At 38.3% G+C, this 14,185-nt stretch carries 14 protein-coding genes; 12 read left to right on the forward strand and 2 right to left on the reverse strand.

All coding sequences use genetic code 11. The annotated features are described in order from the left end of the window. The 5 genes from ACWATA_RS04310 to ACWATA_RS04330 all read left to right on the forward strand — a co-directional run bounded on the left by ACWATA_RS04310 (position 1) and on the right by ACWATA_RS04330 (position 5,691). The gene (locus ACWATA_RS04310; protein ID WP_473049592.1) at positions 1-1,158 is read left to right on the forward strand and encodes an MFS transporter; all 1,158 of its coding nucleotides are present in this window, start codon (positions 1-3) and stop codon (positions 1,156-1,158) included. Continuing rightward, entirely contained in the window at positions 1,155-2,960 is a 1,806-nt protein-coding gene (locus ACWATA_RS04315; protein WP_154973165.1) for an IucA/IucC family protein, read from the forward strand. Before ACWATA_RS04310 ends, ACWATA_RS04315 begins: the two co-directional genes overlap by 4 nt. 284 nt (positions 2,961-3,244) lie before the next feature. Then, positions 3,245-4,147 carry a formyltetrahydrofolate deformylase gene (gene purU, locus ACWATA_RS04320; RefSeq protein ID WP_473049593.1) on the forward strand — a complete coding sequence of 301 codons (903 nt, stop codon included), beginning with the start codon at positions 3,245-3,247 and terminating at the stop codon, positions 4,145-4,147. 267 nt (positions 4,148-4,414) lie between these two features. Further along, a complete protein-coding gene (locus ACWATA_RS04325; protein WP_013058746.1) occupies positions 4,415-5,209 on the forward strand; it encodes a thymidylate synthase in 795 nt (264 codons plus the stop codon). Next, positions 5,206-5,691 (forward strand): dihydrofolate reductase, encoded by a 486-nt coding sequence (locus tag ACWATA_RS04330; RefSeq protein ID WP_028415131.1) that lies wholly within the window; start codon positions 5,206-5,208, stop codon positions 5,689-5,691. Before ACWATA_RS04325 ends, ACWATA_RS04330 begins: the two co-directional genes overlap by 4 nt. Before the next feature lie 294 nt (positions 5,692-5,985). Here ACWATA_RS04330 and ACWATA_RS04335 read toward each other — a convergent pair whose 3' ends face one another. Beyond that, positions 5,986-6,204: a hypothetical protein gene (locus tag ACWATA_RS04335; protein WP_028415130.1), complete on the reverse strand. Its 219-nt coding sequence runs from the start codon at positions 6,202-6,204 to the stop codon at positions 5,986-5,988. Between the two features lie 231 nt (positions 6,205-6,435). Between ACWATA_RS04335 and ilvA the strand changes: the two genes are divergently transcribed. From ilvA to ACWATA_RS04370, 7 genes are all read left to right on the forward strand, one after another. Then, positions 6,436-7,707: a threonine ammonia-lyase IlvA gene (gene ilvA, locus ACWATA_RS04340; RefSeq protein ID WP_013084697.1), complete on the forward strand. Its 1,272-nt coding sequence runs from the start codon at positions 6,436-6,438 to the stop codon at positions 7,705-7,707. 161 nt (positions 7,708-7,868) lie between these two features. Then, a complete protein-coding gene (locus tag ACWATA_RS04345) occupies positions 7,869-8,120 on the forward strand; it encodes a YpmP family protein (protein ID WP_013058743.1) in 252 nt (83 codons plus the stop codon). Positions 8,121-8,289: 169 nt separating this feature from the next. Continuing rightward, complete coding sequence (locus ACWATA_RS04350) at positions 8,290-9,132, forward strand: DegV family protein (protein WP_028415129.1); 843 nt, start codon at positions 8,290-8,292, stop codon at positions 9,130-9,132. A gap of 150 nt (positions 9,133-9,282) precedes the next feature. Beyond that, positions 9,283-10,899 (forward strand): ATP-binding protein, encoded by a 1,617-nt coding sequence (locus ACWATA_RS04355; protein WP_028415128.1) that lies wholly within the window; start codon positions 9,283-9,285, stop codon positions 10,897-10,899. A 24-nt stretch (positions 10,900-10,923) separates the two neighbouring features. Then, positions 10,924-11,502, forward strand: coding sequence for an SCO family protein (locus ACWATA_RS04360; RefSeq protein WP_473049594.1), 579 nt, complete (start codon positions 10,924-10,926; stop codon positions 11,500-11,502). A gap of 236 nt (positions 11,503-11,738) precedes the next feature. Next, positions 11,739-12,623 (forward strand): SGNH/GDSL hydrolase family protein, encoded by an 885-nt coding sequence (locus tag ACWATA_RS04365; protein WP_014458541.1) that lies wholly within the window; start codon positions 11,739-11,741, stop codon positions 12,621-12,623. Positions 12,624-12,635: 12 nt separating this feature from the next. Continuing rightward, complete coding sequence (locus ACWATA_RS04370) at positions 12,636-13,208, forward strand: YpmS family protein (RefSeq protein ID WP_328106778.1); 573 nt, start codon at positions 12,636-12,638, stop codon at positions 13,206-13,208. 31 nt (positions 13,209-13,239) lie between these two features. On the opposite strand, the gene ACWATA_RS04375 is transcribed toward ACWATA_RS04370, so the two are convergent. Beyond that, on the reverse strand, positions 13,240-13,995 hold the full coding sequence (locus ACWATA_RS04375; RefSeq protein WP_473049595.1) for a DUF4397 domain-containing protein: 756 nt from the start codon (positions 13,993-13,995) through the stop codon (positions 13,240-13,242). Positions 13,996-14,185: the final 190 nt, after the last annotated feature.

Here is a 14,185-nt window from a genome sequence, read left to right on the forward strand (position 1 = left end):
ATGATTTCTCCGCGCTTTGTTTTTATCTGCTTGTTTATGACCATGACGTCAGAAGTATTATTATCACCATTTTATCCACAGTATTTTACACATGCATTTCATGTAGATGGAGTGGCGATGACGTCTTTTTTCATTATTTGCTGCCGGATTGTGGTCATTGTTATGACACCTTTATGGGGAATGCTGTTTAAGAAATGGAACGTAAAATATGTAGTTGTAACGTCACTTTTAATGACGGCCTTAATTAAAGTCATTTTGAGCGAAGTTTCTACTTTTTATGGATTTTTAGCTACTTCCTTAGTGCTGCTCCTATTTCAAAGCAGTTTATATCTTTTGTACCCCTATTTAGTAGGCGGCATGAAAAAAGGACAGAAAAAGGCAAGTGCTGCAACAACGTATGTATTTATTGTTCATACGGCGATTATTGTCGCTAGCTTGTTTGGAAGTACGGTTATTGCATGGGAAATGCCGCTTAACGTATATCAATACTTTGCTTTAATTGATATGGTACTGGCCGTATGGCTCTTAACAAGAAAAGCATTACCTTTAAAAGCAGAAAAAACACCGGCATCCATTCAAAGCATAAACGAGCCCATCTTTTTTTATTTGCTGGCGATTTTCTTTTTTTACCTTGGGCACAATGTCATTCGCCCTTATTTTACATTGTTTACACATGAAACATATGGCATGAGCAGTCAAGGCAGCGCTTTGCTGTATGCGATGCCGAGTATTATGGCGATTGTCTTAAAGCTTACGGTACCTACCAAACTATTGAACGGCAACGTTATACCGCTTTTTTATGGCATAACGGGTGCTAGTGTTTTGGTGCTGTGTTTGCAGGCATATGCTGATCATCTCATCGTGTTTATTATCAGCCGAATTTTATATGGAGCCGGGTTTTATCTCAGCATGGTTATACTGGATATCTATTTATTTCGAAAAAGTAAAGAAGCGGCTGCTTACTATTACAGCTGGCTTATTGCTGTTCAAAATATCGCTCTGCTGATTGCACCGATTGTAGCATTAGAAATCAGCAAAGTGGATTTGGCATTTCCTTTAGTAGCGGGAGCAGCTGCTTTGCTAGCTGCTAGCGCTGTAATGCCGCTGCGTAATAAAACAATCCCTATTCTAAGACAAGTAAAGGAGAATGAAGGATGAAAATCAAAGAAACGAATCTTTCCGTATTTAATAAGCAATCATGGGAAAAAGCAAATCGACAGCTTTTAGCTAAAATGCTGCAGGAATTTATGTATGAAAATATTATTGAGCCAAAACAGCTGCAAAAGCAGGGTGCGCTTGCCACGTATCGATGGGAAGATCACCGGGGCGTTACGTATACATATCAAGCGAAACAACGATTGTTTGACAGTTTTTCTGTACTACCAGAAAGTATTAAGTTGACATCTAAAACGTCAACCCCTACATTTTCGGAGGCCTTGCAGCTGTTAATTAGCCTATCTGAAGACAAAGGAATGTCTAGCTCAACCGCAGGTCACTTAGCAAAAGAATATTTTCATACATTAATAGCAGATTTGCATTTACAAAATCGAAAATCAGCTGATGAATTAGCAGATATGGATTACGCAGAGCTAGAAGGTGAAATGACGGGACATCCTTGGATTACGTATAATAAAGGGCGCATTGGGTTTGGTTATGATGACTATCTTCGGTTTGCGCCTGAGCAAAAACAAGAAATTCAGCTTTCATGGATTGCTGTAGAGAAGCAAATTGCTTCATTTCATTCGTTGGATACCCTCGGCTTTGATGATGTTATGAAGCAGGAGCTAAGCGGTGAGAGGCTAGCTGAATTTGAAAAAGAATTAACAAGCCAAGGCCTTTCGAAAGCGGACTATTATTATATTCCCGTTCATGAATGGCAGTGGATGAACGTAATTGTTCCTTTATTCGCTGAATACATTGCAAATGATTTAATTGTTCCGTTAGGAGAAGGTGAAGATCAATACTTTCCTCAGCAGTCGATTCGGACATTTGTGAATACAACAAATCGAGATAAATATCATGTAAAGCTTCCCATGAGTATATTAAATACCCTTGTATACAGAGGGCTTCCAAGTGAGCGGACGGTCATTGCACCTCAAGTCACTCAGCACATTAAAGGCATACGAGATCGCGATGCGTTTTTAAAAGATACGTGCAAAGTAGGACTTTTAGGTGAAGTGGCTACGTTAAACGTAACTCAGCCGACGTTCGCTTCTATTAAAAATGCGCCTTATCAGTATCTAGAGATGCTTGGAGTCGTTTGGCGTGAAAGCATTTATCAAGAGCTAGAAGAAGGAGAGCATGCGATTACGCTAGCTGCGCTTTTACATGTTGACAGTAAAGGGAAAGCTTTAGTTTCGTCATATATTGAAAAGTCAGGCTTAACTCCTAACGAGTGGATTGATGCGCTAACCAGCGCTGTGTTGCCGCCGCTACTTCATTACTTGTATCAATACGGCACTGTATTTTCCCCGCACGGTCAAAATACGGTACTGGTTCTTAAAAACAACAAGCCCGTTCGAATTATTATGAAGGATTTTGTAGACGACGTGAATATTAGCGATCAGCCGTTTGAAGAACTGCAGCAGCTATCTTTTGAATTAAAAGAAGTGCTGCGCAGCGAAGAGCCGGAAGGATTGACGCAGTTTATTTTAACAGGGTTATTTGTTTGTCACTTCCGCTATTTAGCAAGCATCTTAGAAGAGCATGAAGGTGTAGAAGAAGAGGACTTTTGGAAAAGTGTACGAGCAGAAATCTTGCATTATCAAGCATCATTTCCACATTTGAAAAAACGATTTGAACTGTTTGATTTATTACGTCCAACCATTACGAAATTAACGTTAAATCGAAATCGAATGTTTGATTACGGATACGAAGATGACGGAGATCGTCCTCACGCAAGCGAATATGGTACGGTGAGGAATGCCTTGCATGAAGTTAGTGAAAAAGCCGTGCAATAATAAGGAAAAGCCGCTGGTGTTGTGCCAGCGGCTTTTTATGGTTAATTCAAAAGCAGGAAGCGAAGGGGATGAGCTGCAGCACTTTAGGAAACACTCATTTTATGTATGTGTAGAACGTAAAGATCAGTGAATGAACGATTTGATGGAATAGATGGTAGAACAACAAATACGCAAGCCGAAGCAAACGTTTCGGCTTTCTTTTGTCAAAGCCTTATTTCAATGTCGCATCGCTACAAGGATAATGGTACAATTGTCTGTATATTTAAAAAAAGAGAGGGAATTACATGAAATCGCATATTCAAAAACATTTAACTTCATATAAAGAGAAATATAAAAACCGAGGTCGGCTGCTAATTAGCTGTCCGGACAAACCGGGTATTGTAGCCGCTGTGTCTACGTTTTTACATGAGCACGGTGCAAATATTGTAGAATCAAGTCAACATTCAACAAACCATGAAGGCGGCATGTTTTTTATCCGTTTCGAATTTGAATGTGAGGATTTATTAGCTAAAGAAGTAAAGCTAGAAGAAAGCTTCAAAAAGATTGCCGATACATTTTCGATGAACTGGCAGTTTACATATGCTCATAATTTGAAAAAAACAGCTATTTTTGTGTCAAAAGAGCCTCACTGTCTGCTAGAGCTGCTGTGGGCGTGGGAAAGCGGAGACTTGATGACAGACATCGCTGTCGTTGTAAGCAATCACGAAGATGCGCGCGAAGTAGTTGAATCGTTTGGCATTTCATTTAAGCATATACCAGCGACAAAAGACATTCGTCAAGAAGCAGAAGCAAAACAGCTTCAAGTATTAAAAGATTATGATATTGATGTAATTATTTTAGCGCGTTATATGCAAATTTTAACGCCGACCTTTGTGGCTGAAAATCCGTATCGCATTATTAATATTCACCATTCATTCTTACCGGCATTCATTGGAGCACGTCCATATGAACGTGCATATCAACGAGGCGTAAAATTAATTGGTGCTACGTCTCACTATGTAACGGACGACTTGGATGAAGGACCAATTATTGAACAAGATATTGAACGCGTGAATCACCGTGATGATGCGGATGACTTAAAGAAAAAAGGCCGCTTAATTGAACGTACGGTGCTTGCACGCGCTGTGAAATGGCACTTAGAAGACCGCATTTTAGTGCATGAAAACCGCACAATTGTATTTAATTAACAAAGACTAAGCTGTTAAAAAGTAGTTTAGCCGAAGGAAGATCCGAACGATGAATCGAGATTCTTGAGAGAGAATGAAATTCGTTCGGATTTTTTTATGGTCATGGTAAACGTAGGTTTCATTAGGTCTCATTCTCGTTTTTTTTCGGGGAAATCGCGTACCTACATGATAAAGAACTTTTCTATATGAGCTGAGATTTAGTTGTTTACTTAGCCCGTGAACACTTATACAATAGAAAAGGACTTTTTAATAAAGGAAGTGTCGGAAGTGAAACAATATCTTGAACTTTGCGAGCATGTGTTAGCAAATGGAACAAAAAAAGAAGATCGGACAGGAACAGGTACAATTAGCACATTTGGCTATCAAATGCGTTTTAATTTACAAGAAGGTTTCCCGGTATTAACGACAAAAAAACTTCATTTGAAATCAATTATTCATGAACTGCTTTGGTTTTTACAAGGAGATACAAACGTTAAGTATTTACAAGATAACGGCGTGCGCATTTGGAATGAATGGGCGGATGAAAACGGCGAGCTTGGCCCTGTATATGGTCATCAGTGGCGTTCATGGCCAACGCCGGACGGCGAAAAAATTGATCAAATTACAAATGTTATTAATCAAATCAAAAACAATCCTGATTCGCGCCGCTTAATGGTAAGCGCCTGGAATGTATCTGATGTAGACAATATGGCTTTGCCGCCTTGTCACTGCTTATTTCAGTTTTATGTAGCGGACGGCAAATTGTCTTGTCAATTGTATCAGCGCTCAGCTGATATTTTCCTAGGCGTACCGTTTAATATAGCTTCATATGCGCTGCTTACAATGATGGTGGCACAAGTGTGTGATTTAGAGCCAGGTGATTTTGTTCATACGTTTGGTGATGCGCATATCTACAGCAATCACATCGAACAAGTAAACCTGCAGTTGACGCGCGAGCCTCATGCATTACCAAAAATGAAAATCAATCCAGACGTAAAATCAATTTTTGACTTTAAATTTGAAGACTTTGAATTAGTAGATTATAATGCGCATCCTCACATTAAAGGAGCTGTGAGCGTATGATTTCCCTCATTGTCGCAATGGATCAAAATAGGCTGATCGGTAAAGAGAATGATTTGCCATGGCGTCTTCCGGAAGATTTAAAGTATTTCAAGCGCATCACAACGAGTCATACGATTGTAATGGGAAGAAAAACATTTGAATCAATTGGACGACCGCTCCCTAATCGCGAAAATGTGGTTCTTACGCGTCAAAAAGATTATCAGCAAGAAGGAGCAACCGTTATTCATTCAGTTGAGGAACTAGAAGCATTAGATGCTGAAAAAGAAGACGAGCTCTTTGTGATTGGTGGAGCTACTCTGTATGAGCAAACATTAGACGTTGCAAACCGACTTTATATTACGCATATTGAAGAATCTTTTGACGGCGATACACATTTTCCTGCGATTGATTTGAGCGAATGGAAAGTTATTTCGAAGCAGCAAGGAATTAAAGATGAAAAAAATCCCTACACGTATTATTTTACCGTATACGAGCGAAGCTGATTTCCCTTATTAAAAAAATGCGAGTCTGGGACAAAAGTATGGTAGTTGAAGAAAGATCCGAACGATTCATCGTTCGGATCTTTCTTTGTGATGGTGAACGTAGGTTTCATGTCTGTAGGTGCTTTTAGCAGTTGATTGGAGGGCAAGGCGAAGACTCAGGCGGGAGCGGAAGCAATGAGGAGGCTCACCGCCCGCGGAAAGCGAAGTCTTGCACGGAAATCAACTGCGGTGTAAAAACCGATTCATATTAGACGTCTTTAGGTGGGGTCTATTTCGTTATGTCTCAATCTCTTTTTATATTGATTTTAATTGCTTCATCATTTCGTGAAAAGCGGCTGTGCTAACAAACTGTTCAGCGCTCCAGTTTGCTTCAATCCATTGAATCAGCTCGCTTGGTGTATTAAAAACTTCTCCGCTTGTATCTGCTTTGCGAAGCATATATCTACCGTTTTCTTCATCTGCAACTACTTCGCACGGAATGGCACTTTCATAACTTTGAAGTGAAAACTCCATTTATTCCACAACCTTTCTTAATTTATACCTGTTATAGCATCAGCTGCATGTAGAAAGTATGGGCAATTTTGTAAGTCTATTTAGCGTTTGCTAAACATATGTAAAGTATGTGGACAGTAAAATAGTTAGAAAAGTTTTTTTAGTCATTATTAATGAAAAATAATGATTTTTCTAAATTTTATGTGATATAATGTACAAATTAATAATGGTAGAAGAGGAAGGAAGTTGGTTATGAAACAACAAGTAGATAATCGAACAAAACACGTACATTTAGAGGACATCATGATTGCAAATCAATTGATTAAAGATGTTGTTGTGCATACACCACTACAGCGTAATGACGTTTTGTCTGAACGATATGAATGTAATATTTATTTAAAACGTGAGGATTTACAGGTGGTGCGCTCATTTAAAATCCGCGGTGCGTACAATCGAATCAAAAAGTTATCCCCAGAAGAATTAGAAAATGGAATTGCCTGTGCAAGTGCAGGAAACCACGCACAAGGTGTAGCATATGCGTGCCGTCATTTAAATATCGATGGTAAAATCTTTATGCCGAGCACAACGCCACGCCAAAAAATTAATCAAGTGAAATTTCTAGGCAAAGATAACGTAAAGGTCGTACTAATCGGAGATACGTTTGATGATTCTTATGAACAAGCTATTGCATGCAGTGAAGAGGAGCATCGAACATTTATTCATCCATTTAATGATGTAGACGTTATTGCAGGACAGGGTACAGTAGCCGTTGAAATGTTCAATGACTGTGAAGATGAAATTGACTACGTATTTGCGGGTATCGGCGGGGGCGGATTAATTTCCGGTGTCGGCACATACGTAAAAAGCATCTCGCCTCAAACAGCTGTGATTGGGGTAGAACCAGCAGGCGCGCCTGGTATGCAGACATCTTTAGCAAATGGAAATGTAGTGACGCTACCGGCAATCGATCCATTTGTAGACGGAGCAGCTGTTAAAACAGTTGGAACGCTTCCGTATGACATCAGTAAAGAGCTTGTGGACGATATTGTAGTTGTTCCTGAAGGCAAGGTTTGCACAACCATTTTATCTCTATACAATGAAAATGCGATTGTAGCAGAACCAGCAGGAGCTCTTTCGATTGCTGCTCTTGATTCATACCGTGAGCAAATTAAAGGAAAAACGGTTGTTTGCGTCATCAGCGGAGGCAACAATGACATTGGACGTATGCAAGAAATCAAAGAACGTTCGATGATTTATGAAGGATTACAGCATTATTTTATCGTTAACTTCCCTCAGCGCGCAGGAGCTCTTCGTGAATTTTTAGACGAAGTGCTTGGACCGACAGACGATATTTCGCGCTTTGAGTATACGAAAAAGAATAACAAAGACAGCGGGCCTGCACTTGTGGGAATCGAGCTTAAGCATAAAGAAGATTATTATCCACTAATTAATCGTATGGATAAAAAAGGATTTCCTTACACAGAAATTAATAAAGAAAGCAACTTGTTTCACTTATTTATTTAAATAGAAGCTCGTTTTAAAAAGGAATGCTTCATCAACTGTCGAATAAGTTGATGAAGCATTTTTATTTTAAAAAATATTTGTGTTTTCTTTTTATTTTATCAAGACAGAAAGTACCTCAAGCATTATAATAAAATAAACGGGTAAAAAGAGGGTTGATCGCCTTGCTATTAAAAAGCCTTGAATTTAAACATGTCAGTGGTCAAAAAGTAAAAATTACTGAAATTCCAGTTTTAGAGGAAAATAGCACGTTTCGGTTCATGTTATCTGCAAAACTTGATTTATTTATTAGACAAATCACGAACGAATCAGTTCCGAAGCAAACCTACTCGTTTCAAGAATATTTAAAACGCGTGCTGAAATGGAAAGATTACGAACAGCTCTTTAAGTCTCATGTATTAAAGCATAATGCATAAACGTAAAAGTTGACTTTTCTGAATATTTCAGCAGAGTCAACTTTTTTTGTTGATCTAAAAGGTTGAACATGCATTTTACGAATTAGCAAAACTTGCATTCTATTATAACTATATTGTTGTAAGCGTTCATGTTATACTAGTCTGCAATGCATCTTATAGGGGTGAACACATGTCGAAAATTAAAGTGGTAACGGATTCAACAATTGATTTAACGTTGGAAGAAGCTGAAAAATACGGTATTGAGATGATACCTTTATGTATTAATATTGATAATGAAACATATTTGGATCGCGTGGAATTAACGCCGACAGATTTTATTGAAAAAATGAAAAATTCAAAAGAATTACCAAAAAGCTCTCAGCCGGCTATTGGTTCTTTTGTTGAAGTATATGAACGATTAGTGAGTGAAGGGTATGACGTCATTTCCATTCATATGACTGGAGGAATGAGCGGAACCGTTCGAGCAGCTGAAAGCGCGGCTCAAATGGTAGAAGGAAATATCACCGTTGTCGATTCTATGTACATTACAAAAGCTCTTTCGTTTCAAGTCTTTGAAGCGGTGAAAATGATTGAAGAGGGGCATACGGTAGAAGAAATTGTCGCGCGCTTGGAAGAGGTGCGTCAAAATACGAATCTTTTTGTCGTAGTCGATACGCTTGAAAATTTGGTTAAAGGTGGACGTATTGGACGTGGAAAAGGGCTAATCGGTTCTCTTTTAAATATTAAGCCAATTGCTTCCCTAGCTGACGGAGTATATACTCCTGTTGCTAAAGTGCGCAGTCATTCTCAAATTGTTAAGTTTTTAACGAAGCAGTTCGAAGAGCATACAGAAGGAAAAAGTATTAAAGGAGTAGGGCTTGTACATGCAGATGGACTTGGGCTCGCTTCTAAGCTAAAAGAATCAATCGTGAAGGCAAGAGGCTATACGCAATTTTCGATTGAAGATACGACGCCTATTATCTCGACGCATACGGGTATTGGTGCAATTGGTTTTATGTATTTTGCTGAATAAAGTGAGTTGCTTTTTGCAAGTCACTTTTTTGGCTTTCTCTTTTTTGGAAAAAGGAGAAAGAGAAGTGGACGAACGTGTGATATAATAGAATCAACTTTCTACCAGCGAATGCTGTGCTGGTTACTATTCTTTTGAATCCGGAGTATACCGATGAAAAAATATATTCGAAATTTGAGTGTGTTTAACAAAACGGTTTTATTTTCTACTTTAATTGTAGTTGCCCTTGGAGTCATTTCTTTAGCCATTAGCTATCAAGTTCAAAAAAAAATGGCGAAAGAGACGTTAACGCAGCATGTGTTAATTATGGCCGATTTATGGAGGGAGTCTTTATCTAAACAAGACGTAATAGCAGCAGTGGATTCAAGGAACGGGCCGATTCCTGAAAAAGACGAGCTAGAAAAGCAGTTCAGAAAGATTTATGAATTGCATCCGTCGTACTTGCAGGGATATATTATGACGACCGAAAAATTCAAATCGCATGGAAATAAGATTATCGTAACAGCGAATAAGAAAATTAAGCAATCGCTAGAGCCGTCCATGATTTATTATGGGGGAGAAGAATTTTACAAATCATTTAAGGAAGCAGAACGAAAAAAGAAAAATATCGTAACATCTACATACAAAGACGAATTCGGGACGTGGATAACCGTTTTATCGCCTATTACAAACAGCTCTGGAAAAGTTGTGGCTATTCTTGGTGTAGATGTAGATGCAAGCGCTATCTATATCTATCAAAAACGTTTAATTGTGTCTTTGGTCGTTGCGTTTACGCTTCTGTTTACCTTCATTATTGTGATTCAAGACTGGGGACTAAGGCGATTAATGTCGCCCCTTGGGGAATTAATAGAAGGAATTCAAGCGGTGAGTCAAGGGAAATTTGATGTGAAGCTGACACACGAAGATGATTCTGAGTTAGGGAATGTACACACAAGATTTAATGAAATGACCGAGCGGCTGCAGCAGCTTTTTCATCAAGTGTCAGTAACAAAAGAACACCTGAATGTAGAAACAGATCTCAGTCATACAAAAGACGGAATTACCAAAGCGATTGATGAATTGGAAGTTATTATGGAAAAAACGAGGATGCAAAAGGAATTGCAGCGAGCGGAGAAAATGAATGCAATTGGCCAATTAGCTGCTTCTGTAGCGCATGAAATTCGAAATCCTATGACGGTGGTAAAAGGGTTTTTGCAGCTGTTTCAAGATAACACAAAGCTTTCAAACACTGAATTAAGTTACATTCATCTTATGATTAATGAAATGGACAGAGCAGAAGCGATTATTCATGACTATTTATCGTTAGCCAAGCCGGATGTTCACCAGCATCGTTTTATTAACTGCTTGGAGTGTATTACAAGCTTAGTAGATTTATTATCTTCTTATGCTTTATTAACAAACAATATACTCATAGAATTAGACGCAAAAGAAGAGATGTATGTTCGCGGCAGCCGAAACGAATTGAATCAAGTTCTGCTTAATATTATGAAAAATGGAATTGAAGCCATGAGAGCTGGGGGAACGCTTCGAGTGGGGCTTTACAAGCGAGAAGGGCATGTACATATTCAAATTGAAGATACTGGTATAGGCATGACCAGTGAACAAGTGAACCGGCTAGGAACAGCGTTTTATTCTTTAAAAGAAAAAGGAACAGGGATTGGTCTGATGGTTTCTTATCAACTGGTGGAACAAATGAATGGAAGAATTGAAGTGGAAAGCATACCAGGAAAAGGTTCAACGTTTATCTTGATTTTCCCTAGCTATGACTAAACTTTAACCGTGCAGGAGGAACATATGAAAAGCTGGTCTTATAAATTGTTTTTTTTACTGCTTATTAGTTGCATGATGTTAACAGCCTGTGGTTCCAAAATAGAAAATCCGCTTAATTGGAAGATGGACTCTTTTTCTTATGTTAACCAATATCAAAAGAAAGTAGGGCTAAGTCAGCTGAAAGGGAACGTTTGGGTAGCTAACTTTATCTTCACAAGCTGCGAAACCGTATGTCCCCCAATGACGGCTCATATGGCTAAATTACAAAAAATGGCTAAGGATGAAGGCCTGGACGTTCGCTTTGTTTCATTTAGCGTAGACCCTGAAGTGGACACTCCTCAGAAAATGAAGGACTATGCGACTAAATTTGGCGCTGATTTTTCGAATTGGGATTTCTTAACGGGCTATAAACAAGCGGAAATTGAAAAGTTTGCGCTGGATCAATTTAAGATGATTGTGAAAAAGCCGCAAGAAGATCCGCAGGTTATTCACGGTACGTATTTTTTTCTAATTGACAAAGATGGAGTGGTTCAAAAATCTTATCAGGGAGTGACTGATCCTCCTTATGATGATATGATAAAAGATATTAAAACCCTTCAGTAAGAGCTATAAAATCGTCAAATCTATCCGCCAAACACAGCTATCTTTACAGCGATGTGTGAGCGGATATTTTTATGAAAGAAACATGCTTATCCTTTTTTTTACATATACTATATATAAGAAACGTAGTAAAATATCAACTTGACATAGTATGATAAGATATAAAGATATAGTTATTCAGAGCGGTAAGCAGTATTGCTTGTGACAGCGAGAATACAGCATAGTTAGTAGGTGTTATGATGAGAAAATGGAAAAGTATAGTGATAAGCAGTATGAGTGCGGTGGTGTTAGCGAGCTGTTCGACGACGACTTTTTTGCCAACGGACAATAAAGAAGAAGCCGTTCAGAAAGAAGTGGATTTAACACCTAAAAAGCATATTCCGAAAGGCTTTTTCCCTGTAGATTTAGATATTGTAGCCATTGGCGACTCATTAACTGAAGGAGTAGGAGATGAGTCTAAAAAAGGCGGTTATGTACCATACTTAACTAAATACCTTTCTAAACAAAATGAAGTGCAAAATGTACGAACAGAGAATCTAGGCAAAAGAGGAAACCGGACGGATCAGCTATTAGCAAGGTTAAATCAGCCGGGAGTAGCAGCTGAAGTATCAAGAGCAGACATCGTTTTCTTGACAATTGGCGGCAATGACGTGATGAAAGTGGTAAGGGATTACTTTTACAATATCTCAATTAAGACGTTTGAATCACAGCAGTCAAAATATGAAAAACGTCTAAATGACGTGTTTTCACGCATACGTAAGCTTAATCCTAATGCCCATATTTATTTAATCGGTTTTTATAATCCATTCTTTAAATCGTTAAGTGATGTGAAAGAAATTAATGTCGTTATTAATGAATGGAATGCGGCAAGCGAGAAAATTGCTTCTCAATATGATAATGTAAGTTATGTAAAAATTGATGATATTTTTTATGATTCTGACGTAAATTTATTAGGGAAAGACGAGTTTCACCCTAATAAAAAAGGGTACAAACTAATGGCTGAGCGCATTAGTAAATCAATGGAGGAAGAAGATCCTCTCGTTGGAGACCAGAAAAAGGAAACAGCAGAAGAAGTTACATCTGATGAAAAAGAGAAAAACACGAAAGAGAGTGGGAACGAGTAAGGAGATTGTTATATGAAGAAGTGGAAAATCCTATTTATCGCGTTATTAGGGATTAATGTTCTAGGGGCTATCCTTATTATTGCGTTTATTTTTCAACCGGTTGACAAGGTCAATCCAACTCCCTCTGAAAAAGTAGAAGGAGACGCAGAACTAACTATTTTGGCTAAAAAAGCGGACTTAAATGTACTGATTGATAAATATTTAAAAAAAGAATTTAAGAATCAGCCGCTTAACTACAAAATTACTCTTACCGATGTAGTAAGAGTAGACGGAACGATTCAAGTATTCGGCGATGATATTAATATTCGAATGACATTTGATCCGATCGTACAAAAAAATGGAGATATTGTGCTTGAACAGCAGTCACTTTCTGTTGGAAAGCTGCAGCTGCCTGTCCGCACAGTGCTTCGATACGTAAATAATAATTTTGCGCTACCAGAATGGGTAACAATCGATCCAAAGAATGAATCAGTATACGTAGCGTTACAGCAGATGAAGTTAGAGAGTGATTTTGCTGTAAAAGTACAAAAGTTTGATTTAAAAAATGATGATATTCGCGTACGTTTAATTTCGCGCAGTGAATAAAAAAACCTTCCAATTTGGAAGGTTTTTTTTGTTAACGGTCTTGGGAAATCAGCGCTTCTAATGCAGGACGGTTTTTAGCAAATCCGACGGTATATACCGTATATGTTCGATTCGGGCGAAGGTTCAGTGCTGGGATTTCGAGTACTACATTTTTGGTTCCTGCTATGCGCACACTAAGTTGAACATGCATGGGGGATAAAGGCAAATATTTTGTGACTTCTTTAAACTGCACGCCAGAAAAAATGACGTCTCCACCTCTAGCCGCAATATCCACAGCAGGAGCATCAGGAGAAAGGTGCACAAACCGAAGCTTCGTTTCTCCACTTGGTACATCCGTATTGTCATAGATAAATAATAAATCAAGCTTGTTTAGCTCATCTACCGCCGCTACCGTGTAATTTTGGTTTCCTTCAAATGTAAATGATTCCGTTAAAACAGGTCTTCCCGTTTCTCCAGCGGGATAAATAGAAATTGTGTATCTTCCAGGTTCTTGTAATTCAATATAATCTGTTTCTTGTTTATAAGTTAAGTTGCGAATCACTCGTTTGTTGTTAATATAAATATCTACAGATGGAGAATCTGGAGAAGCGTGAAGTATACGAATTTGCGGCGGATTTACGCGTAAATTCGTATTTTCAGAAGAAGTTAAGATGGCCTGCTGGATATAGTACAAATGCTTTTGATAATAATGAATATGCTTAGATGGATCACTATACTTATAGTAGTTAGCTAGAAAATCGTATTTCATTGCTTTTTTAATATATTGATCAAAGGAATAATTAGCCATATGTTCAGCTCCCTTATTGTCGGAGTATAAAAACATTTCCATACGTAACCAAACATATGCTAAAACTCATAATTTATGCCGATCACTGGTCACTCCCGAGACCTCCAAGAAGAAACAATGAGCCAAACGCCCTCTATGTGCATATACTGAATCAAATTATTGACTGAAGGCTTATTGTACGACCGAATTT

It is taken from the genome of Priestia sp. USM5, assembly GCF_058323215.1.

Coding starts and splice junctions, on each gene's coding strand:
- ACWATA_RS04375 (WP_473049595.1), bottom strand. CDS start 13,995: ATGGCTAATTATTCCTTTGATCAATATATTAAAAAAGCAATGAAATAC.
- ACWATA_RS04370 (WP_328106778.1), top strand. CDS start 12,636: ATGAAGAAGTGGAAAATCCTATTTATCGCGTTATTAGGGATTAATGTT.
- ACWATA_RS04330 (WP_028415131.1), top strand. CDS start 5,206: ATGATTTCCCTCATTGTCGCAATGGATCAAAATAGGCTGATCGGTAAA.
- ACWATA_RS04310 (WP_473049592.1), top strand. CDS start 1: ATGATTTCTCCGCGCTTTGTTTTTATCTGCTTGTTTATGACCATGACG.
- ACWATA_RS04350 (WP_028415129.1), top strand. CDS start 8,290: ATGTCGAAAATTAAAGTGGTAACGGATTCAACAATTGATTTAACGTTG.
- ACWATA_RS04315 (WP_154973165.1), top strand. CDS start 1,155: ATGAAAATCAAAGAAACGAATCTTTCCGTATTTAATAAGCAATCATGG.
- ACWATA_RS04335 (WP_028415130.1), bottom strand. CDS start 6,204: ATGGAGTTTTCACTTCAAAGTTATGAAAGTGCCATTCCGTGCGAAGTA.
- ilvA (WP_013084697.1), top strand. CDS start 6,436: ATGAAACAACAAGTAGATAATCGAACAAAACACGTACATTTAGAGGAC.
- purU (WP_473049593.1), top strand. CDS start 3,245: ATGAAATCGCATATTCAAAAACATTTAACTTCATATAAAGAGAAATAT.
- ACWATA_RS04355 (WP_028415128.1), top strand. CDS start 9,283: ATGAAAAAATATATTCGAAATTTGAGTGTGTTTAACAAAACGGTTTTA.
- ACWATA_RS04360 (WP_473049594.1), top strand. CDS start 10,924: ATGAAAAGCTGGTCTTATAAATTGTTTTTTTTACTGCTTATTAGTTGC.
- ACWATA_RS04365 (WP_014458541.1), top strand. CDS start 11,739: ATGAGAAAATGGAAAAGTATAGTGATAAGCAGTATGAGTGCGGTGGTG.